Origin of the sequence: Azospirillum endophyticum (genome assembly GCF_016595245.1) — a bacterium.
In the GTDB taxonomy this organism is placed as follows: Bacteria; Pseudomonadota; Alphaproteobacteria; order Azospirillales; family Azospirillaceae; genus Azospirillum; species Azospirillum endophyticum.
Genome location: NZ_JAENHM010000053.1, coordinates 15,533 through 36,727 on the forward strand (window position 1 = coordinate 15,533; position 21,195 = coordinate 36,727).

General features: G+C 69.9%; 17 protein-coding genes and 1 pseudogene. 13 read left to right on the plus strand and 5 right to left on the minus strand.

The window, feature by feature from the left end:
- The first annotated feature begins 568 nt into the window (after positions 1–568).
- The 11 genes from paaA (at position 569) to paaK (ending at position 11,715) form a co-directional block, all read left to right on the plus strand.
- Positions 569–1,582, plus strand: coding sequence for a 1,2-phenylacetyl-CoA epoxidase subunit PaaA (gene paaA / locus JHL17_RS17685; RefSeq protein ID WP_200194971.1), 1,014 nt, complete (start codon positions 569–571; stop codon positions 1,580–1,582).
- A gap of 27 nt (positions 1,583–1,609) precedes the next feature.
- A complete protein-coding gene (gene paaB, locus JHL17_RS17690; protein ID WP_109051597.1) occupies positions 1,610–1,897 on the plus strand; it encodes a 1,2-phenylacetyl-CoA epoxidase subunit PaaB in 288 nt (95 codons plus the stop codon).
- Complete coding sequence (paaC, locus tag JHL17_RS17695; protein ID WP_200194973.1) at positions 1,897–2,661, plus strand: 1,2-phenylacetyl-CoA epoxidase subunit PaaC; 765 nt, start codon at positions 1,897–1,899, stop codon at positions 2,659–2,661. The genes paaB and paaC overlap by 1 nt, the downstream gene beginning before the upstream one ends.
- 7 nt (positions 2,662–2,668) lie before the next feature.
- The gene (gene paaD / locus JHL17_RS17700) at positions 2,669–3,190 is read left to right on the plus strand and encodes a 1,2-phenylacetyl-CoA epoxidase subunit PaaD (RefSeq protein ID WP_200194975.1); all 522 of its coding nucleotides are present in this window, start codon (positions 2,669–2,671) and stop codon (positions 3,188–3,190) included.
- 170 nt (positions 3,191–3,360) lie between these two features.
- Positions 3,361–4,440 carry a 1,2-phenylacetyl-CoA epoxidase subunit PaaE gene (paaE, locus tag JHL17_RS17705; RefSeq protein ID WP_200194977.1) on the plus strand — a complete coding sequence of 360 codons (1,080 nt, stop codon included), beginning with the start codon at positions 3,361–3,363 and terminating at the stop codon, positions 4,438–4,440.
- A gap of 56 nt (positions 4,441–4,496) precedes the next feature.
- The gene (gene paaN, locus JHL17_RS17710; RefSeq protein WP_200194979.1) at positions 4,497–6,176 is read left to right on the plus strand and encodes a phenylacetic acid degradation protein PaaN; all 1,680 of its coding nucleotides are present in this window, start codon (positions 4,497–4,499) and stop codon (positions 6,174–6,176) included.
- Positions 6,173–6,982, plus strand: coding sequence for a 2-(1,2-epoxy-1,2-dihydrophenyl)acetyl-CoA isomerase PaaG (gene paaG / locus JHL17_RS17715; RefSeq protein ID WP_425599631.1), 810 nt, complete (start codon positions 6,173–6,175; stop codon positions 6,980–6,982). Before paaN ends, paaG begins: the two co-directional genes overlap by 4 nt.
- The gene (gene paaH / locus JHL17_RS17720) at positions 6,982–8,661 is read left to right on the plus strand and encodes a 3-hydroxyacyl-CoA dehydrogenase PaaH (protein WP_200194981.1); all 1,680 of its coding nucleotides are present in this window, start codon (positions 6,982–6,984) and stop codon (positions 8,659–8,661) included. The genes paaG and paaH overlap by 1 nt, the downstream gene beginning before the upstream one ends.
- Positions 8,658–9,116, plus strand: a complete 459-nt coding sequence (gene paaI / locus JHL17_RS17725) for a hydroxyphenylacetyl-CoA thioesterase PaaI (protein WP_200194983.1) — start codon at positions 8,658–8,660, stop codon at positions 9,114–9,116. The genes paaH and paaI overlap by 4 nt, the downstream gene beginning before the upstream one ends.
- Complete coding sequence (pcaF, locus tag JHL17_RS17730) at positions 9,109–10,317, plus strand: 3-oxoadipyl-CoA thiolase (protein ID WP_200194985.1); 1,209 nt, start codon at positions 9,109–9,111, stop codon at positions 10,315–10,317. Before paaI ends, pcaF begins: the two co-directional genes overlap by 8 nt.
- A gap of 75 nt (positions 10,318–10,392) precedes the next feature.
- A complete protein-coding gene (gene paaK / locus JHL17_RS17735) occupies positions 10,393–11,715 on the plus strand; it encodes a phenylacetate--CoA ligase PaaK (RefSeq protein ID WP_200194987.1) in 1,323 nt (440 codons plus the stop codon).
- A 2-nt stretch (positions 11,716–11,717) separates the two neighbouring features.
- Here paaK and JHL17_RS17740 read toward each other — a convergent pair whose 3' ends face one another.
- Positions 11,718–12,380 (minus strand): MarC family protein, encoded by a 663-nt coding sequence (locus JHL17_RS17740; RefSeq protein WP_200194989.1) that lies wholly within the window; start codon positions 12,378–12,380, stop codon positions 11,718–11,720.
- A 307-nt stretch (positions 12,381–12,687) separates the two neighbouring features.
- Between JHL17_RS17740 and JHL17_RS37100 the strand changes: the two are divergent.
- Both JHL17_RS37100 and JHL17_RS17745 read left to right on the plus strand, forming a co-directional pair.
- Positions 12,688–12,831: pseudogene (locus tag JHL17_RS37100) on the plus strand (ABC transporter permease); the annotation flags it as partial.
- A gap of 56 nt (positions 12,832–12,887) precedes the next feature.
- Positions 12,888–13,904, plus strand: a complete 1,017-nt coding sequence (locus JHL17_RS17745; RefSeq protein WP_200194991.1) for an ABC transporter substrate-binding protein — start codon at positions 12,888–12,890, stop codon at positions 13,902–13,904.
- Between the two features lie 54 nt (positions 13,905–13,958).
- On the opposite strand, the gene JHL17_RS17750 is transcribed toward JHL17_RS17745, so the two are convergent.
- The 4 genes from JHL17_RS17750 to JHL17_RS17765 are packed head-to-tail and all read right to left on the minus strand — an operon-like array spanning position 13,959 to position 20,918.
- The gene (locus tag JHL17_RS17750; protein ID WP_200194993.1) at positions 13,959–14,501 is read right to left on the minus strand and encodes a cyclic nucleotide-binding domain-containing protein; all 543 of its coding nucleotides are present in this window, start codon (positions 14,499–14,501) and stop codon (positions 13,959–13,961) included.
- A gap of 18 nt (positions 14,502–14,519) precedes the next feature.
- Positions 14,520–17,429 carry an NHLP bacteriocin export ABC transporter permease/ATPase subunit gene (locus tag JHL17_RS17755; protein WP_200194995.1) on the minus strand — a complete coding sequence of 970 codons (2,910 nt, stop codon included), beginning with the start codon at positions 17,427–17,429 and terminating at the stop codon, positions 14,520–14,522.
- 4 nt (positions 17,430–17,433) lie between these two features.
- Complete coding sequence (locus JHL17_RS17760; RefSeq protein WP_200194997.1) at positions 17,434–19,626, minus strand: NHLP family bacteriocin export ABC transporter peptidase/permease/ATPase subunit; 2,193 nt, start codon at positions 19,624–19,626, stop codon at positions 17,434–17,436.
- 11 nt (positions 19,627–19,637) lie between these two features.
- On the minus strand, positions 19,638–20,918 hold the full coding sequence (locus JHL17_RS17765; protein WP_200194999.1) for an NHLP bacteriocin system secretion protein: 1,281 nt from the start codon (positions 20,916–20,918) through the stop codon (positions 19,638–19,640).
- Positions 20,919–21,195: the final 277 nt, after the last annotated feature.

Consider the following 21,195-nt stretch of genomic DNA (forward strand, 5'->3'; position numbering starts at 1 on the left):
CAGGCCGGCGTGTCGGTGCCGGCTTCTGGAACTCGCGTCCGCCCCGATCCGGACTCGACCGTCATTCCCCCTCGCGACGAACTGCGGCGATCCACCCGGGATCGCACGGGGAATGACCACGGCCTCGCCGTCACCGAAGACGAGGCATGAAAACGATGCTGAAGGATGCAAGGCGGTTCGGCGGCTCCCGTTCGCCTGAACCGGCGCCTTGACGCGGCGGAATTTCGCCGCTCCCCCCACCTGACCGACAGATCAAGGCCGAGCATCGCCGTCGGCCGGGAAACGACGATTCTCCGCCGCCATCGGCCGGCCTGCGCCGCAGCGCACAAAATCCGAAAGATATGCCGATAGTGTATCGGCAAATGAACAGACGCCCGGTCATGCGGCGGCGACGATCCCGGACGTCTTGAGAAAATTTTTCCCAATAGATTGTTATAGAATGATTTTTCCAGCAATCCGCATCCTGGCCCTAAAGCGACACATAAATCATCTTTACAGTCGTTGATCTGTATCATATTTTTCCCTTAGAAAATGTTCGCTGGACGCGCAATCCATTTCGGGGGTGCCGATGTACACGCAAGGTTTGGATGCCAAGACCGAGCAGGGCGCTCAGCCGTCCCCCCGGCTGGTGACGGAGGATGAGGCCCGTCTGCAGGGCCGCTTCCAGGAGCGCGTCGACGCCGAAGAAAAGATCGAGCCGCGCGACTGGATGCCGGAGGGCTACCGCCGCACGCTGGTCCGTCAGATTTCGCAGCACGCCCATTCGGAAATCGTCGGCATGCTGCCGGAAGGGAACTGGGTCACCCGCGCGCCGACCCTGCGCCGCAAGGTGGCCCTGCTCGCCAAGGTGCAGGACGAGGGCGGGCACGGCCTCTACCTCTACAGCGCCGCCGAGACGCTGGGCGTGTCGCGCGACGAGCTGGTCGGCCAGCTGCTGGCGGGCAAGGCCAAATACTCCAGCATCTTCAACTACCCGACCCCGACCTGGGCCGACATCGGCGCCATCGGCTGGCTGGTCGACGGCGCGGCGATCATGAACCAGGTGCCGCTCTGCCGCTGCTCCTACGGCCCCTACGCCCGCGCGATGGTCCGCATCTGCCGCGAGGAGAGCTTCCACCAGCGCCAGGGCTACGAGCTGATGCTGGCGCTGGCCCAGGGCACGCCGGAGCAGAAGCGGATGGCGCAGGACGCGCTGAACCGCTGGTGGTGGCCATCGCTGATGATGTTCGGCCCGTCGGACGAGCAGTCGGCCCACTCGTCCCAGAACATGGCCTGGAAGATCAAGCGCTTCTCCAACGACGAGCTGCGCCAGCGCTTCGTCGACGCCACCGTGCCGCAGGCGGAGTTCCTGGGATTGACCATCCCCGACCCGGAGCTGCGCTTCAACGCCGGGACCGGCCATTACGAGTTCGGCGCCATCGACTGGACCGAGTTCAACGAGATCCTGAAGGGCAACGGCCCCTGTAACCGCGAGCGCATCGAGGCCCGCCGCAAGGCGTGGGACGACGGCGCCTGGGTGCGGGAAGCCGCCGTCGCCCACGCCGCCAAACGCCAGCAGTGCGCCCTGAAGAAGGCCGGCTGACCGAAGAAATCCGAGGGGGACGAGACGATGGATCGTAAGGACTGGCCGCTGTTCGAGATCTTCATCCGGCCGAAGAACGGGCTGTCGCACAAGCATGTCGGCAGCCTGCACGCCGCCGACGCCCGCATGGCGCTGGACAATGCCCGTGACGTCTACACCCGGCGCGGCGAGGGCGTCAGCATCTGGGCGGTCCCCGCCGCCAGCATCGCGGCGTCCGACCCGACGGACAAGGCCAGCCTGTTCGACCCGGCCGACGACAAGGTCTACCGCCACCCGACCTTCTACGACATCCCCGCTGACGTGAAGAACATCTGATGAGCACGGATCTCAAGGAGGCCCTGTTCGCCTTCACGCTGCGGCTGGGCGACACGTCGCTGGTGCTGGGGCACCGGCTGTCGGAATGGTGCGGGCACGCGCCGGAGCTGGAAGAGGACATCGCGCTGACCAACGTCGCGCTCGACCTCGTCGGCCATGCCCGCATGCTGCTGACCTACGCCGGCGAGCTGGAAGGCAAGGGCCGCGACGAGGACCGCCTCGCCTACCGCCGCGACGTTTTCGACTACCGCAACCACCTGCTGGTCGAGCAGCCCAACCGCGATTTCGGCCACACCATCGTCCGCCAGTTCCTGCACGATGCCTGGGCGGTGGAGCTGTACGGGCGGCTCTGCGCGTCGACGGACGAGACGCTCGCCGGCATCGCTGCCAAGGCGGTGAAGGAGGTGCGCTACCATGTCCGCCACAGCGGCGACTGGCTGGTGCGGCTCGGCGACGGCACCGAAATCAGCCATGCCAAGGTCGCCGATGCGCTGGGCCGGCTCTGGCCCTACACCGGCGAGATGTTCGAGCGCGACGAGGCCGAACAGGCGCTGGTCGCCGCCGGCATCCTCCCCGACCCGGCCGAGTTGAAGGCCGCCTGGACCGCCCGCGTCGAAGCGGTGCTGGGAGAGGCCACCCTCGACCGCCCGGCCGACGGCTGGATGCAGAAGGGCGGCCGCCGCGGCGAGCACAGCGAACATCTGGGCTATCTGCTGGCCGAGATGCAGTTCCTGCCGCGCGCCTATCCCGACGCGAACTGGTGAGGCCGTCATGCCGGATGCAGCGGGCTGCTGGGGACCGGAACCGGGTGCCGACGCGGGCGTGAAAGCCGCCTGGGACGCGCTGGCCGGGGTGATGGATCCGGAGATCCCGGTGCTGAGCATCGTCGACCTCGGCATCGTCCGCGCCGTCTCGGCCGATGCGGAAGGCCGGCTGTCGGTGGCGCTGACGCCGACCTATTCCGGCTGCCCGGCGACCGGCGTGATCGTGCTGGAGGCGGAAACCGCGCTGGCCCGCGCGCGCCTCGACGCCCGGGTGTCGGTGGTGATCGCCCCGCCCTGGACCACCGACTGGATCAGCGACACCGGCCGGGAAAAGCTGGCCGAGGTCGGCATCGTCCCGCCGCCGCACTCCGGCAAGCGCGCCCTGACCGCGCCGGACGAGGGGATCGCCTGCCCGCGCTGCGGCTCGGAAGACACCCGCCAGATCAGCCGCTTCGGCTCCACCGCCTGCAAGGCGCTGCACGCCTGCAACGCCTGCCTCGAACCGTTCGACGTGTTCAAATGCCATTGAGTGGAAGCGCCGGCCGCGATGCCCCCACCCTAACCCTCCCCCGCTTCGCAGGGGAGGGAACTCCGCCGCACTCCCGCAAAGCTCCTGGCCCCCTCCCCCGCCCAGCGGGGGAGGGTCGGGGTGGGGGCAATCGCCGCGACCACTCACCCGGCCCGACCGAGGACCACCCCATGACCAGCCCCAGCTTCCACCCGCTGACCATCCGCGAGTGCCGCCGGGAGACCGCGGACACCGTGTCGATCGCCTTCGACGTGCCGGCCGATCTCGCCGACCGCTTCCGCTTCGTCCAGGGCCAGTACCTGACCCTCAAGACCCGCATCGGCGACGAGGAGGTGCGGCGCTCCTACTCCATCTGTTCCGGCATGGACGAGGGCGAACTGCGCGTCGCGGTGAAGCGTGTCGACGGCGGCCTGTTCTCCACCCACGCCAACCAGTCGCTGGCGCCGGGCGCGGTGCTGGAGGTGATGACGCCGATGGGGCGCTTCCACACCCCGATCGACCCGGCGGCAGTCCGCACCTACGTCGCCTTCGCCGCTGGCAGCGGCATCACCCCGGTGATGTCGATCCTGAAGACCGTGCTGGCGCAGGAACCGAAGAGCCGCTTCGTCCTGGTCTACGGCAACCGCACCGTCTCCTCCATCATCTTCCGGGAAGAGCTGGAGGATCTGAAGAACCGCTACATCGGCCGGCTGGTCATCCACCATGTGCTGAGCCGCGAGCCGGAAGAGGCCGGGCTGCTGGGCGGCCGCATCGGCGCCGCCCTGGTGCGGGAACTGTGCGCCGGTCCCTTGAAGGCTGAAGACATCGACGCCGCCTTCCTCTGCGGTCCCCAGCCGATGGTGGAGGAGGTGCGCGACGCGCTGGCCGCCTGCGGCACACCGGCCGCCAACATCCATGTCGAGCTGTTCGGCACCACGACCCCGGCACGCCCGGCCGTGAAGAAGGTGGCCGTCGATACGCCGACCGATGCCGCCACCATCGCCATCCTTCAGGACGGCAAGCGCAAGGAATTCACCCTGCCCTACGACGGCGAGAGCATCCTCGAAGCCGCCCACCGGCATGGCGCCGACCTGCCCTATTCCTGCAAGTCCGGTGTCTGCTGCACCTGCCGCGCCAGGGTGCGCGAAGGCAAGGTCGAGATGGCCGAGAACTACTCCCTGGAACCGTGGGAGGTCGAGGCCGGCTATGTCCTGACCTGCCAGTCGCGCCCGCTGACCGAGCGGGTCGTCATCGACTTCGACGCCGCCTGATTGGACACCGCCCAGCCAACGCCGCCCAGCCAACGAGAACAAGGAAACGCCCCGCCATGACCACCACCCCGCAAGCGCTGTTCGAGACGCACGAGGCGACGCTGCAGAAGGCCGTCGAGGCCTGCCGCAGCCGCGCCTATTGGTCGGCCTTCCCCGAAATGCCGAGCCCGCGTGCCTATGGCGAGACGGCGGCGACCGATGGCGAAGCGGCCTTCGCGGCCTACCGCGACAAGCCCTTCGACCTGGGCCAGCCGGGCGTCAGCGGAACGGCGGGGGGCGAGCGCTCGCCCTTCGGCTTCGACCTCGGCATCACCTATCCGGTGTCGGACATCGAGACGCTGGTGACGGCGGCCAAGACGGCGATGCCGGGCTGGCGCAAGGCGGGGCCGAACGGCCGGGCCGGCGTCTGCCTGGAAATCCTGAAAAGGCTGAATGCGCGGTCCTTCGAGATCGCCAACGCGGTGATGCACACCACCGGTCAGGCCTTCATGATGGCCTTCCAGGCCGGCGCCCCGCACGCCCAGGACCGCGGGCTGGAGGCGGTGGCCTATGGCTGGAAGGCGATGACCGACCAGGCGCCGGCCGCCCGTTGGGAAAAGCCGCAGGGCAAGAACCCGCCGCTGGTGATGGACAAGCGTTTCGAAGTGGTCGGCCGCGGCGTCGGGTTGGTCATCGGCTGCGCCACCTTCCCGACCTGGAACGGCTATCCCGGCCTGTTCGCCAGCCTCGTCACCGGCAATGCGGTGATCGTCAAGCCCGGCCCGACCGCCATCCTGCCGCTCGCCATCACCGTGCGGATCGCGCGCGAGGTGGTGGCGGAGTGCGGGCTCGATCCCAACCTCGTCACGCTGGCCATCGGCGACACCATCGCCAAGGATCTGGCGCTGCGGCCCGAGGTGGCGGTGATCGACTACACCGGCTCCACCGGTTTCGGCGACTGGCTGGAGCAGAACGCCCGCCAGGCCCAGGTCTATACCGAGAAGGCCGGCGTCAACAGCGTGGTGATCGACGGCACCGACGACCCCAAGGGCATGGTGCGCAACCTCGCCTTCACCCTCAGCCTCTATTCCGGCCAGATGTGCACGACGACCCAGGTCATCTTCGTGCCCAAGGACGGCATCCAGGCCGGGCCGGAGCGCATGAGCTTCGATCAGGTCGTCTCGGCGCTGGCCGGCGGCGTCGACAAGTTCCTGTCCGACCCGGACCGCGCGGTCGAGGTGCTGGGCGCCATCCAATCCGACGCCACGCTCGCCCGCATCGACGAAGCCGCCAAGCTCGGCACCGTCGTGCTGCCGTCGCGCGCCATCGCCCATCCGAAATTCCCCAACGCCCGCATCCGCACGCCCCTCATCCTGACCATGGATGCGGCCGACGAGGACAAATACGGCCATGAGTTGTTCGGCCCGATCACCATCATCGTCAAGACCGACGGCACCGCCGACAGCCTGGAGCGCGCCGCCCGCCTGACCCGGACCAAGGGGGCGCTGACCGCCGGCCTCTACAGCACCGATGCGCAGCTGATCGAGCAGGCGACCGACCTGTTCGTCGAGGCCGGCGTCGCCCTGTCGGTCAATTTGACCGGCGGCGTCTTCATCAACCAGTCGGCGGCCTTCAGCGACTTCCACGGCACCGGCGCCAACCCGGCGGCTAACGCCGCGCTGTGCGACCTCGCCTTCGTCGCCAACCGCTTCCGCGTGGTGCAGAGCCGCGTTCCGGTGCTGGAGGCCGCGCAATGAGCGGGACCATGGAGAGTGCCGATAAGACCATCCTCCTCGACATCGCCGACGGCGTCGCCACCATCACGCTGAACCGGCCGGACCGGCTGAACAGCTTCACCGCGGCGATGCATGAGGAGCTGCGCGAGGCCATCGCCGAGGTGCGCGACGACAAATCGGTGCGCTGCCTGCTGTTGACCGGCGCCGGGCGCGGCTTCTGCGCCGGGCAGGATTTGTCCGACCGCGCCGTCGCCCCCGGTGCCCAGGGCCCCGACCTCGGCGTGTCGATCGAGAGCAACTACAACCCGCTGATCCGGTCCTTGCGCAGCCTGGCGATGCCGGTGGTCTGCGCGGTCAACGGCGTCGCCGCCGGGGCGGGCGCCAACATCGCGCTGGCCTGCGACATCGTGCTGGCGGCGCGCTCGGCCAGCTTCATCCAGGCCTTCTGCAAGATCGGGCTGATCCCCGACAGCGGCGGCACCTGGACCCTGCCGCGTCTGGTCGGCCATGCCCGCGCCATGGGCCTCGCCATGCTGGGCGACAAGGTCCCGGCCGAGCAGGCCGAAGCCTGGGGCATGATCTGGAAGGCGGTCGACGACGACAGGCTGATGGCGGAAGCCGGTGCGCTCGCCCGCCACCTCGCCACCCAGCCGACGCGTGGTCTGGCGTTGATCAAGCAGGCGCTCAACGCCTCCTCCGCCAACGACCTCGACACCCAGCTCGACCTGGAGCGCGACCTCCAGCGCGAGGCCGGCCACTCGCACGACTATCGCGAAGGCGTGTCGGCCTTCGTCGAGAAGCGCGCGCCGAAATTCGAGGGGCGGTGATGGCGGCACTCGATCCGTCCGTCACCGTCGCAGTGGTCGGGGCCGGCGCGATGGGCCAGGGCATCGCCCAAGTCGCGGCCCAGGCCGGCCACCCGGTGCTGCTGGTCGACACCCGCCCCGGAGCCGCGCAGGCCGCCGTCGACTCCATCGCCAAAGCCCTGACCGCGCTGGTCGAGAAGGGCAAGCGCACGGCGGCGGAACGCGATGCCACCGTCGGCCGGCTGCGGGCCGTGGACGGCCTGTCCGACCTCGCCCCCGCCGGTCTGGTAGTGGAGGCCATCGTCGAGGATCCCGACGTCAAGCGCCGCCTGTTCGCCGAGCTTGTGGGCATCGTCGGTCCCGACGCCATCCTCGCCACCAACACCTCGTCGCTGTCGGTCACCGCCATCGGTGCCGGGGTGCGGCGGCCGGAACGGCTGGCCGGACTGCATTTCTTCAACCCGGCGCCGCTGATGGCGCTGGTGGAGATCGTCAGCGGGCTGGCCACCGATGCGGCGGTTCTGGACACGCTGTTCGACACGGCCAAGGCCTGGGGCAAGAGCCCGGTGCGCTGCCGCTCCACTCCCGGCTTCATCGTCAACCGCGTCGCCCGCCCCTTCTACGCCGAAGGGCTGCGGCTGGTGCAGGAACAGGCAGCCGATCCCGCCACCATCGATGCGGTGGTGCGCGAGGCCGGCGGCTTCCGCATGGGGCCGTTCGAGCTGATGGACCTGATCGGCCATGACGTGAACTTCGCCGTCACCCGCTCGGTCCACGCCGCCTATTTCGGCGACCCGCGCTTCCAGCCCTCGCTGATCCAGCAGGAACTGGTCGAGGCCGGCCGTCTCGGCCGCAAGACCGGCCTCGGCTTCTACGACCATAGCCCCGGCGCCGCCAAGCCGGTGCCGCGCAACGCCGAGCCGGCCCCCCGACCGCGGCGGGTGGTCGTGCGGGGCGACCTCGGCCCCGCTGCGGCGCTGGTCGGGCTTCTGCGCGAGGCCGGCATCGCGGTGGAAGAAACCGCCGGTCCCGGCCTGCTCGTCGCCGATGGCATTACCCTGGCCCTGACCGACGGTCGCACCGCCACCGCGCGAGCGGCGGAGGACGGCATCGCCCCGCTGGTGCTGGTCGACCTCGCGCTGGACTACGCCAAGGCGACCCGCATCGCGCTGGCCCCCGCCGACGGCACGCCGTCAGAGGCGGTTGCCGTCGCCGCCGGACTGTTCCAGGCGCTGGGCAAGGCGGTGTCGGTGATCGACGACGCCCCCGGTCTGGTGGTGATGCGCACCGTCGCCATGCTCGCCAGCGAGGCGGCCGATGCGGCGATGCAGGGCGTCGCCAGCGCCGCCGACATCGACCTCGCGATGACCAAGGGCGTGAACTACCCGTTGGGTCCGCTAGCCTGGGCCGACCGCATCGGGCTGCCCCATGTGCTGGCCGTGCTCGACGCGCTGGCCCGCACCTACGGCGAGGACCGCTACCGCGCCTCGGCCCTGCTGCGCCGGAGGATCGCCGCATCCCGCATCCCCCATCTCGAAATCCCCTCTCCCCCCCGGGGAGAGGGTCAGGGTGAGGGGGTCGCGCCGCTTGGCTCCGCAAGCGGCAGAAACCCCGGCGCCACCACCGACTTCACGCCGCGCATCCCCCTCACCCCAACCCTCTCCCCGGGGGGGAGAGGGGGTAAGGAGCCGCTCCAATGAGCACCGATCTCCAAGATCCCCAATCCCTCGCCGAAGCGGTCGGCCGCGGCATGTACGAGCGCGACCATTGCGCCCAGGCCCACGGCATCGAACTGCTGGAGATCGCCCCTGGCTATGCGCGCATGGCGATGACCGTGCGCAAGGACATGGTGAACGGCCACGACATCGGCCATGGCGGCATGACTTTCACCCTGGCCGACACCGCCTTCGCCTACGCCTGCAACGCGGCGAACGAGGTGACGGTGGCGGCGGGCTGCTCCATCACCTTCCCGGCTCCGGCCAAGCTGGGCGACCTGCTGACCGCCGAATGCCGCGAGGTGCACAAGCGCGGCCGCTCCGGCGTCTACGACGTCACCGTCACCAACCAGGACGGCACGGTGGTCGGCCTGTTCCGCGGCCAGTCGGCGCGTCTCGCCGGCAGCGTGATCCCCGTTCCCGGAGCCTCCCATGCGTGAAGCCTTCCTCTGCGACGCCGTCCGCACCCCCTTCGGCCGTTACGGCGGCGGGCTGGCCCCGGTGCGCCCGGACGATCTCGCCGCGGTGCCGCTGAAGGCCCTGATGGAACGCAACCCCGGCGTCGAATGGTCCGCCGTCGACGACGTGATCCTCGGCTGCGCCAACCAGGCCGGCGAGGACAACCGCAACGTCGCCCGCATGGCGGCGCTGCTGGCCGGTCTTCCCGAAACCGTGCCGGGCACCACGGTCAACCGCCTCTGCGGCTCCGGGATGGACAGCATCGGCATGGCCGCCCGCGCCATCAAGGCGGGCGAAGCCGAGCTGATCGTCGCCGGCGGCGTCGAAAGCATGACCCGCGCGCCCTTCGTCATGGGCAAGTCCGACAGCGCCTTCTCCCGTCAGGCCGAAATCTTCGACACCACCATCGGCTGGCGCTTCGTCAATCCGTTGATGAAGGCGGCGTTCGGCATCGACAGCATGCCGGAGACGGCGGAGAACGTCGCCGCCGACTACGCCGTCTCCCGCGCCGACCAGGACGCCTTCGCCGTCCGCAGCCAGCAGCGCGCCGGCCGCGCCCAGGAATCAGGGCGTCTGGCCCGCGAGATCGTCCCGGTTTCCATCCCCCGCCGCAAGGGCGAGCCGACGGTGATCGCCGCCGACGAGCATCTGCGCCCCGACACCACGCTGGAGGCACTGGCCAAGCTCTCCACCCCGTTCCGCAAGGACGGCGGCAGCGTCACCGCCGGCAATGCGTCGGGTGTCAACGACGGCGGCGCCGCGATGATCGTGGCGTCGGAGGACGCCGTGAAGCGCTACGGCCTAACCCCGCGAGCCCGCGTCCTCGGCACCGCCGTGGCCGGCGTCCCCCCGCGCGTGATGGGCATCGGCCCGGCGCCGGCGACGCGGAAGCTGCTGGCCCGCCTCGGCCTGACCATTGCCGACGTCGACGTCATCGAGCTGAACGAAGCCTTCGCGGCGCAAGGTCTCGCCGTGCTGCGCATGCTCGGCCTGCCCGACGATGCCGAGCATGTGAACCCCAACGGCGGCGCCATCGCGCTCGGCCACCCGCTGGGCGCCAGCGGCACCCGTCTGGTCGCCAGCGCGGTGATGGAGCTGGAGGATCGCAAGGCGACCCGCGCGCTCTGCACCATGTGCATCGGCGTCGGCCAGGGCATCGCCATGATGGTGGAGCGGGTCTAAACGGATAGGGCCAACGGATAAAGGCAACACTGGCCGCCAAGCGCCGGGGATCAGCACGAAGGGGAGAAGCGCACCATGTCCATCATGACCGACACCGGCGCGAACCAGACCAAGCCCGGCATGGACCGCTACGAGTTCGCCAGCCGCGACGAGATCGTGGGCATGCAGACGGAGCGGCTGGCATGGTCGCTCCGCCATTCATACGCCAACGTCGAGTCCTTCCGTGCCAAGTGCGAGGCGAAGGGCGTCCATCCCGACGACTTCAAGGAGTTGAAGGATCTGGCGCTGTTTCCCTTCACCGTGAAGGACGATCTGCGCAAGGCATATCCCTACGGCATGTTCGCCGTGCCGATGGAGGACATCGTCCGCGTCCACGCCTCCAGCGGCACCACCGGGCGGCCAACGGTGGTCGGCTACACCAAGGGCGACATCGACGTGTGGTCGGAGGTGGTCGCCCGCTCCATCCGGGCGGCCGGCGGCACCCGCAGCGACATCGTGCACATCGCCTATGGCTACGGCCTGTTCACCGGCGGCCTCGGCGCCCATTACGGGGCGGAGCGGCTGGGCTGCGCCGTGGTGCCGATGTCGGGCGGCCAGACCGAGAAACAGGTCCAACTGATCCAGGACTTCAAGCCCACCATCATCATGGTCACGCCGTCCTACATGCTGAACATCGCCGACGAGATGCGCCGCCAGGGCATCGACCCGCGCAGCACGAGCCTGCGCGTCGGCATCTTCGGCGCCGAGCCCTGGACCGGGGCGCTGCGCGAGGAGATCGAGCGCACCTTCAACATCCACGCGGTGGACATCTACGGCCTGTCGGAGGTGATGGGGCCGGGCGTGGCGTCGGAATGCGTCGAGACCAAGGACGGCCCGGTGGTCTGGGAGGACCATTTCTATCCCGAGATCATCGACCCCGAGTCAGGCGAGGTGCTGCCCGACGGCTCCTATGGCGAACTGGTCTTCACCACCCTGACCAAGCAGGGCATGCCGGTCATCCGCTACCGCACCCGCGACCTGACCCGGCTGCTGCCGCCGACGGCGCGCGGCATGCGGCGGATGGACAAGATCACCGGCCGCTCCGACGACATGCTCATCATCCGTGGCGTCAACGTCTTCCCGACCCAGATCGAGGAGCTGATCTGCAAGATCCCCGCTCTCGCCCCGCATTACGAGCTGGTGGTGAGCCGCGACGGCCATATGGACAACCTCGCCGTCCGGGTCGAGATGCACGACGACATCCACCCGTCGGAGTGGGACGGCCATGCCCGGCACCTGCAGCACTCGATCAAGTCGCTGATCGGCATCAGCACCCGCGTCGAGGTCGCCGAGCCCGGCGGCATCGCCCGCTCCATCGGCAAGGCCAAGCGGGTGCAGGACCTGCGCCCGAAAAGCTGAGCTCAGCCCTTCTGCGACAGCAACGGGAAGGCGTCCAGCACACCGGTCAGCAGGATCTGGACGCCGACGCAGAACAGCAGGAAGGCGAACAGCCGGGTCAGCACCCGCACCCGCGTCGGCCCCAGGAAGGCGACGATGCGGTCGGCGGAGCGGTAGGACAGCCAGATCAGCGCGGCGATCGCCAGCGCCGCCCCCGACATGCCGATGAAGAACTCCATCAGCCCGCCGGCCCCGCGCGTCGGCCGGGTGGATCCCAGTGCAATGGCGACCGAGATGGTGCCCGGCCCGGTGGTGAAGGGGATCGTCATCGGGAAGAAGGCCGATTCCGCCAGCCGGTCGTTGTCGCTGGTCGGAGCGGCCTGCTCCTGCTTGCGCGCCTCGTGCCGTTCCGGTGCGGTCAGCAGCGCCCAAGCGCGCTCCGCCACCACGAAGCCGCCGGCGATCCGCAGCGCCGCCATCGACACGCCGAAGAAGTTCAGCACATAGGCGCCGGCCCACAGCGCCGTCAGCATGACGATGGCCGAATAGAGGCTGACCAGCCCGGCCAGCTTCGCCCGGTCGCGCGGACTGCTGTCCGCGGTCACCTGACTGAAGATCAACGCCATCGCCAGAGGATTGACGATGGAGAAGAGCGCCGTGAAGGCGAGCAGGAAGCTGTCGAACATGGCATCCGGTGGTCTGTCGGCGGTCCGAACAGTTAGCTGGGACGGGGCAGGACTGGCAAGGGCGGCGTGAATAGCCACTCTCGGGGCGGGAGAGGGTATGTCCCCCTGCCCGAAAAATCACCAACGGGACAGCGTCGGCCCGAAAATTGTGCGCCTGCCGGTACAGTGCCCCGCCGCCACGCTGTCCATCCCGTCAGTTCCTGTCCCGAAAGACAGGTTTTCCCTCCGCAAGACCAACCTCCTGCCCACCGAGCACCCCATCCTTGCCCCGTCTGGCTCGCTTCTTGCTCCCGTCCTCCCTAATGGACGACGACGCGAGGTTCTGCGGCTTCCCTGCGCCTTGCCCTTTTTGTTGAACGGACTGAAGATCGACTCAACCTTGGCCCTGATCGGGGCCATCGTCGCCGAGCGGCATATCACCGCCTGGCACCCGTCTTTGCGCAAACGCTGACCGCCTTCCAGTCCTTCAAGCCAAAACAAACCCCAGCCAGAAGAGGATCGAACGCGATGAAGACCCTAGCCTCCGCCGTCCTGCTCGCCGCCACCGCGCTCACCGGCCTCGCCGGCTGGGGTGCGCCGGCAGCAGCAGCCGATCCGCTGACGCTCCAGCTGAAATGGGTCACCCAGGCCCAGTTCGCCGGCTATTACGTCGCGGCGGCCAAGGGCTTCTACAAGGACGCCGGGCTGGACGTCACCATCAAGGCCGGTGGCCCCGACATCAACCCGACCCAGATCATCGCCGCCGGCGGTGCCGACGTGATCGTCGACTGGATGCCGTCGGCGCTGGCCAGCCGCGAGAAGGGCGTGCCGCTGGTCAACATCGCCCAGATGTTCCAGAAGTCGGGCATGATGCTGACCTGCCGCAAGGACGCCAACGTCAAGGATCCGAAGGACTTCAAGGGCAAGACGCTGGGCGTCTGGTTCTCCGGCAACGAATATCCCTTCCTGTCCTGGATGAGCAAGCTGGGCTATTCCACCTCCGGTTCCAGCCCGGACGTCAAGGTGCTGAAGCAGGGCTTCAACGTCGATCCGCTCCTGCAGAAACAGGCGGCCTGCATCTCCACCATGACCTACAACGAATATTGGCAGCTGATCGAGGCCGGCATGAAGGCCGACGAGCTGACCGTCTTCAAGTACCAGGACCAGGGCGTCGCCACGCTGGAGGACGGCCTCTACGCCACGGAGAAGGCTCTGTCCGATCCGAAGATCGTCGAGAAGCTGGCGAAGTTCGTGAAGGCCTCGGCTAAGGGCTGGGACTATGCCGCCAAGAATCAGGCCGAGGCGGTGAAGATCGTGCTGGAGAACGACACCACCGGCGCCCAGACCGAAGAGCACCAGACCACCATGATGCAGGAGGTCGCCAAGCTGATCGAGGGCGGTGCCAAGGGTACCGGCTATCTCGACCCGGCCGATTTCGACCGCACCGTCGGCATCCTGATGTCGGGCGCCTCGGCGCCGGTGATCTCCAAGAAGCCGGAAGGCGCCTACAGCCACGCGGTGTTCGACGCGGCGGCGAAGCTGTAAGGGCCAAGCCGTAAGGGATCGGCTTGCGGGAGGGGGCGCTTCGGCGCCCCTCTCCTACCCCCGCGCCGCCATCAACGTCCGCAGCATCCGCTCGAACCGCGCGCCGGCCAGCGAGACCTGGTCGAGCAGCCCCTCGTCCAGTTCGTCCTCCATGATCCGGCCGGCGTCCATCGCCTGGCCCTTGCCGAATTTCAGCCGATCGACCGTTCCGCGCAGGCGGTCGGCCAGGAAGATCGCCAGCGCCTTGTAGAAGCGCCCGGCGAAGCCGCCGTCGCTGCGCAGCCGTGCCTCGATCTCCCGCTTGGCCAGCGCCAGCACGATGCAGCGCCCGTCCGCCGACACGGTGGCCGAGGGCGGCGCCGAGTCGACGAAGGACACCTCGCCGATCACCTCGCCGCTGCCCAGCCGCGCGACGGTGCCGACCCCGGCGACCTCGACGGTGGCATGGCCCTCCAACACGATGTAGAGCGAATCCGAAGCCTCCCCCTGGCGCACCAGCACCTGCCCGCCGGCCAGATCGAGCCGCCGGCCGGCGCGGGCCATCCATTCGACGTCCTCGTCGCTGAGATTGCCCAGGATATACAGAACCTTGCGCATGGCTTTCCCTTCGAGACCCTAAAGCAATTGCCGGCTGGCCAGCGTGCGGAACGGGCCGTCCACCGCCATCAGCTCCTCATAGCGGCCCGCCTGCACCAGCCGTCCGCCCTCCAGCACCAGGATGCGGTCGACGTCGCGGATGGTGCTGAGCCGGTGGGCGATCACCACCCGGGTGACGCTGAGCTTGGCGAGCGAGGCCGTCACCACCGCCTGGGTGCGATTGTCGAGCGCGCTGGTCGCCTCGTCCAGCAGCAGCACGCGCGGGCGGTGGACCAGGGCGCGGGCGATCATCAGCCGCTGGCGCTGGCCGCCCGACAGGGTGCCGCCGCCGTCCATCAGCACGGTGTGCATGCCCATCGGCATCTGTTCGATGTCCTGGTCCAGCCCGACCAGCCGCGCCGCATGCCAGGCGTCGTCCAGGCCGAGCGGCGCGGTGCCGACGATGTTCTGGAACAGGCTGCCCGAGGTGATGCGGCCGTTCTGCAGCACCACGCCGATCTGCCGGCGCACCGCGGCGAGGTCGAGCCGTTCGGCGGCGCGGCCGTCGAAGAACAGCTCGCCCTGCTCCGGCCGCTCGAAGCCCAGCAGCAGGCGCATCACCGTGGATTTGCCGCTGCCCGACGCCCCGACGATGGCGACGAACTCCCCCGGCGCGATCGACAGGCTGAGGTCGTGCAGGACCGGCGGCGCGTCGGGAGCATAGCGGAAGCCGACGCGGCTCAAGGTGATGCCGCCCTGCAACGCGCCCGGCGCATCGCGGCCGGCCGGCACCTCCGGTGCGGTGTCCAGGATCGGACGGGCGCGCTCCAGCAGCGGCAGGACGGTCAGGCTCCTGGTCAGAGCATGCGCCATTTCGGTCAGCGCCGCCAGCAACTGCCCGAAGGCGGTGATGAAGGCCAGGAAGCTGCCGGTGGAGAAGGCGGCCGGCGCCTCCTGCCCCGGCGTCGCCGCCAGGGCCTGGAGCGCCTGCTGCTTGGCATCCGATTCCATCAGCAGCGCCACCGCCAGGAACACCGCGATGGTCGCCAGCGTCGGGAAGGCGGCGTGGAAGGTCTCCAGCGCGTTGCCGTAGCACTGGGCGGCCACCGCGCGGGACTTCTGTGCCGAGAAGCCGCGCGCCCATTCCGCCATCGCCCGCGGCTCCGCCCCGGCGACGCGCAGCTTGCCGATGCCGACGATCAGCTGCAGGACCAGCCCGTCCAGCCGACCCTGGCGGCGGATGTGCTCGCGCTCGTGCCGCAGCTGGCCGTAGGAGAGAGCCCCGGTCACCAGTGCCGACAGCAGCGACAGCCCCGTCGCGACCAGGGCGAGGCGCCAGTCATAGACCGCCAGCAACCCCAGGCTGACCGAACCGAACAGGGCGCCCAGCAGGCCGGTCACCGTGCTGGCGGCCAGGATCTCGCGCACGGTCTGCAATCCCAGCGCCCGGTCGGCGAGGTCGCCGGCGGTGAAGCGGCGGAAGAAGCCGACCGGCAATGCCAGCAGCCGGTCGATGAAGGCCGCCTGCATCACCCCGTCGATCCGGCTTTCCAGCCGCAGTACCGCCATCACCTTGACGAGGTCGAACATCGCCCCGCCGATGGCGGCGGCGGCCAGCCCGGCGATGATGAAGACGAGCTGCCCGGTATCAGCGCGCGGGATGGCGCTGTCGAACAGGAAGCCGGTGGCGATCGGTACCAAGAGCCCCAGCACCGCCGCCGCCAGTCCGCACGCTCCCAGCCGCAGCCCGTCGCCGCCCAGGCCGCGCAGGGGAAAGCGGATCGCCTCCGCCGTATCCAGCGCCCGGGCCGGCAGCGGCCGGTAGAGGTGAAGCGCCTCCGCCGCCATGCCGTCGGCCACGCCCTGCGTCACCCGGTGCCGCCCCGTGGCGTCCAGCAGCTCGAAGCCGGTTGCGGTGGGCAGCAACGCCACGGGCACCCGGCCTTCCTCCAGCCAGCCGAGCATCGCCGCCCCTTCGCTGCGCCACCACCCGTCGCGCAGCACCACCTTGCGCCCGCGCAGCCGGGCCGCGGCCAGCATCGGGGCCAACAGTTCCGCAGCCTGCTTTCCGGCGGCATCGATGCGGGGCGGCGGTTCTTCCAGACCCATATGCGCCATCACGGCAGCCAGGGCGGCGGAAAGCGGGTCCGCCGCGGGAGCCGCGGCGGTTGCGGCGACCGTGGATGCCCGCCCGCCGACGAGGTCGGACAGGCCGCCCAGCGCCTGGGCCAGTGAGTCCCGTGCCGAGTCCCGGCTGCGCGCGGCGCGCCTCGCCTCGCCTTCCGCCTGGGCGACGATACGGGTGCCGATGCGGTCGAGTGCCCGCGCATGAAAGCGGTCGAGAGCCGGCCACAGCGTGCCCGCGTCGGGCCAGACCTCGGTGACCGCCAAAGCGGCACCGCCGGCGGTCTCGATCCAGGCACGGTCGGCCATCGGCAGAGGCGGCTCGCCGGCCCCGGTCGCCGGACCGCCCAGCCATGCCGCCTCGCCCTCCGTCACCGCCAGCCACAGCGGGCGGCGCGGGTCGGCATGGAGCCGGTCGCCGGGGCCGAGCGACCGCTCGCCCGGTTCCGCCACCCGGTCGGGCCAGACCGCCTCGCCGCCGGTCGCGGCATCGGTCAGGCGCAGGAGCCAGGCCTCGGCATGGGGCAGGAAATCCTCCTCCCCGGCCAGCTCCTCCCGCGCCACCCCGCGCAGCCGCGAGCCGATGGACCCGACCGCCACCAGCGTCGAACCGTCGGGCCTGCCCACCCCGAACAGCAGCGCCCCGCTTTCCGCCCGGAACAGGTGGCGGCGCCGGCCGCTGCCCGCCGCGAGGTGGAACAGGTCGACATAGCCGTCCTCGACCCGCCAGCCGAGCCGCGGATCGTCCAGCGTCAGCGGCCGGTGGTTGCCGCCCTCCACCAGGAGGGGCGCCTGCCGGATCGCGGGGCCGTCCAGAACGTCCATCACCTCACCCTGCCGCGATCAGCGAGGCGTACTCGCCGCCGCGCGCCAGAAGATCCTCGTGGCTGCCGCGCTCCACCACCCGGCCCTGGCTCAGCACGATGATCTCGTCGCAGTCGCGGATCGTGCTCAGCCGGTGGGCGATGATGATGCAGGTACAGCCGCGCCGCCGCAGATTGTCGTCGATCAGTTTTTCCGTCGCGACGTCCAGCGCCGCCGTTGCCTCGTCCAGCACCAGGATCGACGGGTTGCCGGACAGAGCACGGGCGATCTCCAGCCGCTGGCGCTGGCCGCCGCTGAAATTCACCCCGCCTTCGGCGACCGGCGCATCGAGCTGGCCCCGGCGACCGGCGACCTCGCCCAGGATGGCGGCATCCTCCAGCGCCTGGGTCAGCGCCGCCTCCGGCACCGTGCGGTCCCACAGGGTCAGGTTGTCGCGCACCGACCCGTCGAACAGGAAGACATCCTGGTCGACATAGGCGATGGAGGCGGCGCGCAGCTCCACCGGAATGTCGGACGGCGCCCGGCCGTCGAAGAGGATTTGCCCCGACCAGGGCTGGACGAGACCGCAGATCAGCCGGCCGACGGTGGATTTCCCGCTGCCCGATCCGCCGACCAGCGCCACCCGCATGCCGGGCGACAGCGACAGCGACAGCCCGTCGATCAGCGGCGGGTCGAGCACGCTGTAGCCGAAGGAGACGTCCACCAGCTCCACCGCCCCGCTCAGCCGCGCCGGCTCCCCCGCGATCCCGGCGCGCGCGCCGGCAAGGCCGGATTGCGGGTCGGGCGCATGGTCCAGCGTGTCATTCAGCCTTTGCAGGTCGGCCTTCACCCGCTGCAGGGTCCCGCCCATGCCGACCAGCTTGGCGACCGGGGCGGAGAAGCTGGCAGCCAGGCTCTGGAACGCCACCAGCGCGCCGACGGTCAGCGCCCCGTCCATCACCCGCAAGGCCCCCAGCCCCAGGATCGCCGCGGTGCCCAGCGCGTTGAGGAAGGCCGGCGCCACCGCCAGCATCGCCGAATGCACCCCCAAGGTCTGGCGCACCGACAGCAGCCGCGCCTGATATCCCGCCCAGCGCTCGAAGGCCTGCCCTTCCAGCCCGGCCGACTTCAGCGTTTCGATCGCCTGGATGCTGCCGATGGTGACGGCGCCCAGCTTGGCCTGCTCCGACAGCAGGCGCCGCCCGGCATCCTCCCTCCCGCGCGAGGCACCGCGCAGGAACAGCACGTTGCCCAGCACCAGCAGGATGGTCACCGCCGCCAGCGTCGGGTCGTAGGTCAGCATCACCAGCCCGAAGAAGGCCACCGTCAGCAAACTCATCGCCGCGGTCGCCATCTCCCCCGACAGCAGACGCGCCACCCGGTCGTTGGCGGCGACCCGGCCGGCGATGTCGCCGGGATGGCGCTGGCCGAAGAAGGGCACCGGCAGTTGCAGCAGCCGCCAGACATAGCGGCTGGCCATCACCATGGCGAATTTGGTCTCCAGCTTGAGCAGGGCCGATTGCTGCAACGCCGTCAGCGCCGCCCGCAGCAGCGCCGTGGCGCCCATGCCCAGCAGCAGCGGCGCCAGCCAGCCGCGCTGTCCGCCGATCATCACCTCATCGACGAAGGCCTTGGTGAAGGCCGGCAGCGCGATGCCCGGCAGCACCAGCGCCAAGCTGGCGGCCAGCGCGAATCCCATCGCGGCGCGCGAGCGCTTCAGCTGCCGCCCCAGCATGCCGGCCAAGCCGGGCGGCCTTGCGCCGGCGACGAACTCCGGTCCCTTTTCGAAGGCCAGGGCCACGCCGGTGAAGGCCTCGGAAAATTCGGCGCGGGTGACGCGGCGCGGGCCGGTGACCGGGTCGTTCAGATAGGCGTGGCCGCCCTTGAAGCCCTCGAAGACCAGGTAATGGTTGAAGTTCCAGTGGACGATCAGCGGCCAGGGCATGGCGGCCAGCGCATCGGGTTCCTTCTTGAAGCCCTTGGCGGTCAGGCCGTAGCGCCGGGCGGCGCGCAGCAGGTTGCTGGCCTTGCTGCCGTCGCGCGACACCCCGCAGGCGACGCGCAGCTCCTCCAGCGGCACCCAGCGGCCGAAATGGGCGAGCACGATGCCGAGCGAGGCGGCGCCGCACTCCACCGCCTCCATCTGCAGCAGGGTGGGCGTGCGGACCCTCGACTGGCGGCGAGCCGGCGGCTTTGCGCTCGCAGGCCCTGCACTCATCGGCCCTGCGCTCACAGGCCGGTCGCCTTGCGCAGCGCCGGGATGACGAAGGCCAGCGGCGGCTGCTCGCGCACCGTCACCTCGCCCTCCGCCAGCGTGCCGCTGGTGATGGTCATCGCCGGACCGCTGCCGGACGACCAGCGGTAGCCGGACGGCGTGCCGGCCTCCGGCACCAGATCGACGCGCACGGCGAAGGGAGGGCCCTTGGCCGAGAACTGCGTCACCAGCCGGTCGTTCTGCAGCACCGCCTGCATGCCCTGCGGGGTGGAGGGAAAGTCCGACACTTCGGCGACCCGGCCGACCAGCGTGCCGTATTCCTCCTTGCGCACCGTCGAAGGGGCGATCCGCACATCCATGCCGGGCTTCAGCTTCTTGCCATGTTCCGGCGGGACGTAGAGCACGAGCTGCAAGCCGCGCGCCCCGCTTTCGATGCTGACCACCGGGGTGCCGGCGGCGACACGGGCGCCTTCGGCCACCTTCCATTCGGTGACCCGCCCGTCGGTCGGGCTGAGGATCCGGCTGTCCTGCTCCAGCTGCAAGGCCAGCTCGTCGACCCGTCGGCGGGCATCGGCGACGCGGTCGCGCCCTTCGGTCAGCGTCTGCTCGGCCCGGCTGGCCATGTCCAGCTCCTCCGTGTCGATCTGCAGAAGCTGGCTCCTGGCGTCGCTGACCTTCTGGCGGGCGGCGGCCAGTTCCTGGCGCGTGTCCTCCACCCGCTGACGGGTGGTGAAGCCGCGGCTGGCGATGTCCTCCTGCCCGCGCAGCATGGTGTCGAGGAACTGCACGCGCGTCTCGGCGGCGGCGGCCACCTGGCGCAGGGCGCCCCGGCGGGCGGCGAAGTTGGCGCGGCGGGCCTGGGTCTCGCGGTCGAGCTGGGCGGTGCGGCGGGACAGATCCTGTTCCCGTTCCATCACCACCGCCTTCGCGTGGCCGAGAACCTGTTCGAGCTCCGCCTTGTCGACACGGGCCAGCAGCTGGCCGACGGTCACCGTGTCGCCCGGCTTCACCAGCGGCGCGACCAGCGCGCCCGACGCGCCGGCGACCGCATCGAACACCCGGCCGCCGCTGCCGACCAGCAGGCCGGAGCCGGTCACCCGCGTCGGGATGCTGCCCACCACCGCCCAAGCCAGCGCCAGCGCCAGCAACCCCAGCAGCGCCGTCAGGGCCAGCCAGCCCCGCGGCGTGGTCAGCACGACCAGCCGGTCCAGCTCCTCCGGCGAGGACAGCCGGTCGAGGGCAGCCTTGCGGAACAGCCGCTCCGATGGCGAGGGAGTGGTCGGCGGTGCGGTCATGATGCTGCAGTCAGGATGCTGGGGTCATGAAAAGGACGGCTCCGCGTCTGCCCGGTCCCGGCGGCGGAGCCGGGCCGGGCTCGCAATGGGCGGCGTAAAGGTGGCTATACGAATGGGTAGGTTGTGGAGAGTGAAACAAGCAGCCGGGGCAATGCAACCCTGCTGTACCACTCGACCAAAGCTGTCACGGGGCAGGCATGAAATTCCGGTGGCGAAAGGCTTTCCGCCTGCGGAAGCACAGCGATATATTAGTAACCGCGGCATCATGCCGATGACA

Bases quoted from the DNA above. Each gene is read 5' to 3' on its own strand.
- JHL17_RS17740 (WP_200194989.1), bottom strand. From the start codon at position 12,380: ATGTTCGACAGCTTCCTGCTCGCCTTCACGGCGCTCTTCTCCATCGTC.
- paaG (WP_425599631.1), top strand. From the start codon at position 6,173: ATGAGCGGGACCATGGAGAGTGCCGATAAGACCATCCTCCTCGACATC.
- JHL17_RS17760 (WP_200194997.1), bottom strand. From the start codon at position 19,626: ATGAGTGCAGGGCCTGCGAGCGCAAAGCCGCCGGCTCGCCGCCAGTCG.
- JHL17_RS17765 (WP_200194999.1), bottom strand. From the start codon at position 20,918: ATGACCGCACCGCCGACCACTCCCTCGCCATCGGAGCGGCTGTTCCGC.
- paaI (WP_200194983.1), top strand. From the start codon at position 8,658: ATGAGCACCGATCTCCAAGATCCCCAATCCCTCGCCGAAGCGGTCGGC.
- paaK (WP_200194987.1), top strand. From the start codon at position 10,393: ATGTCCATCATGACCGACACCGGCGCGAACCAGACCAAGCCCGGCATG.
- paaE (WP_200194977.1), top strand. From the start codon at position 3,361: ATGACCAGCCCCAGCTTCCACCCGCTGACCATCCGCGAGTGCCGCCGG.
- paaA (WP_200194971.1), top strand. From the start codon at position 569: ATGTACACGCAAGGTTTGGATGCCAAGACCGAGCAGGGCGCTCAGCCG.
- JHL17_RS17745 (WP_200194991.1), top strand. From the start codon at position 12,888: ATGAAGACCCTAGCCTCCGCCGTCCTGCTCGCCGCCACCGCGCTCACC.
- paaH (WP_200194981.1), top strand. From the start codon at position 6,982: ATGGCGGCACTCGATCCGTCCGTCACCGTCGCAGTGGTCGGGGCCGGC.
- JHL17_RS17755 (WP_200194995.1), bottom strand. From the start codon at position 17,429: ATGGACGTTCTGGACGGCCCCGCGATCCGGCAGGCGCCCCTCCTGGTG.
- paaC (WP_200194973.1), top strand. From the start codon at position 1,897: ATGAGCACGGATCTCAAGGAGGCCCTGTTCGCCTTCACGCTGCGGCTG.
- paaD (WP_200194975.1), top strand. From the start codon at position 2,669: ATGCCGGATGCAGCGGGCTGCTGGGGACCGGAACCGGGTGCCGACGCG.
- pcaF (WP_200194985.1), top strand. From the start codon at position 9,109: ATGCGTGAAGCCTTCCTCTGCGACGCCGTCCGCACCCCCTTCGGCCGT.
- paaB (WP_109051597.1), top strand. From the start codon at position 1,610: ATGGATCGTAAGGACTGGCCGCTGTTCGAGATCTTCATCCGGCCGAAG.
- paaN (WP_200194979.1), top strand. From the start codon at position 4,497: ATGACCACCACCCCGCAAGCGCTGTTCGAGACGCACGAGGCGACGCTG.
- JHL17_RS17750 (WP_200194993.1), bottom strand. From the start codon at position 14,501: ATGCGCAAGGTTCTGTATATCCTGGGCAATCTCAGCGACGAGGACGTC.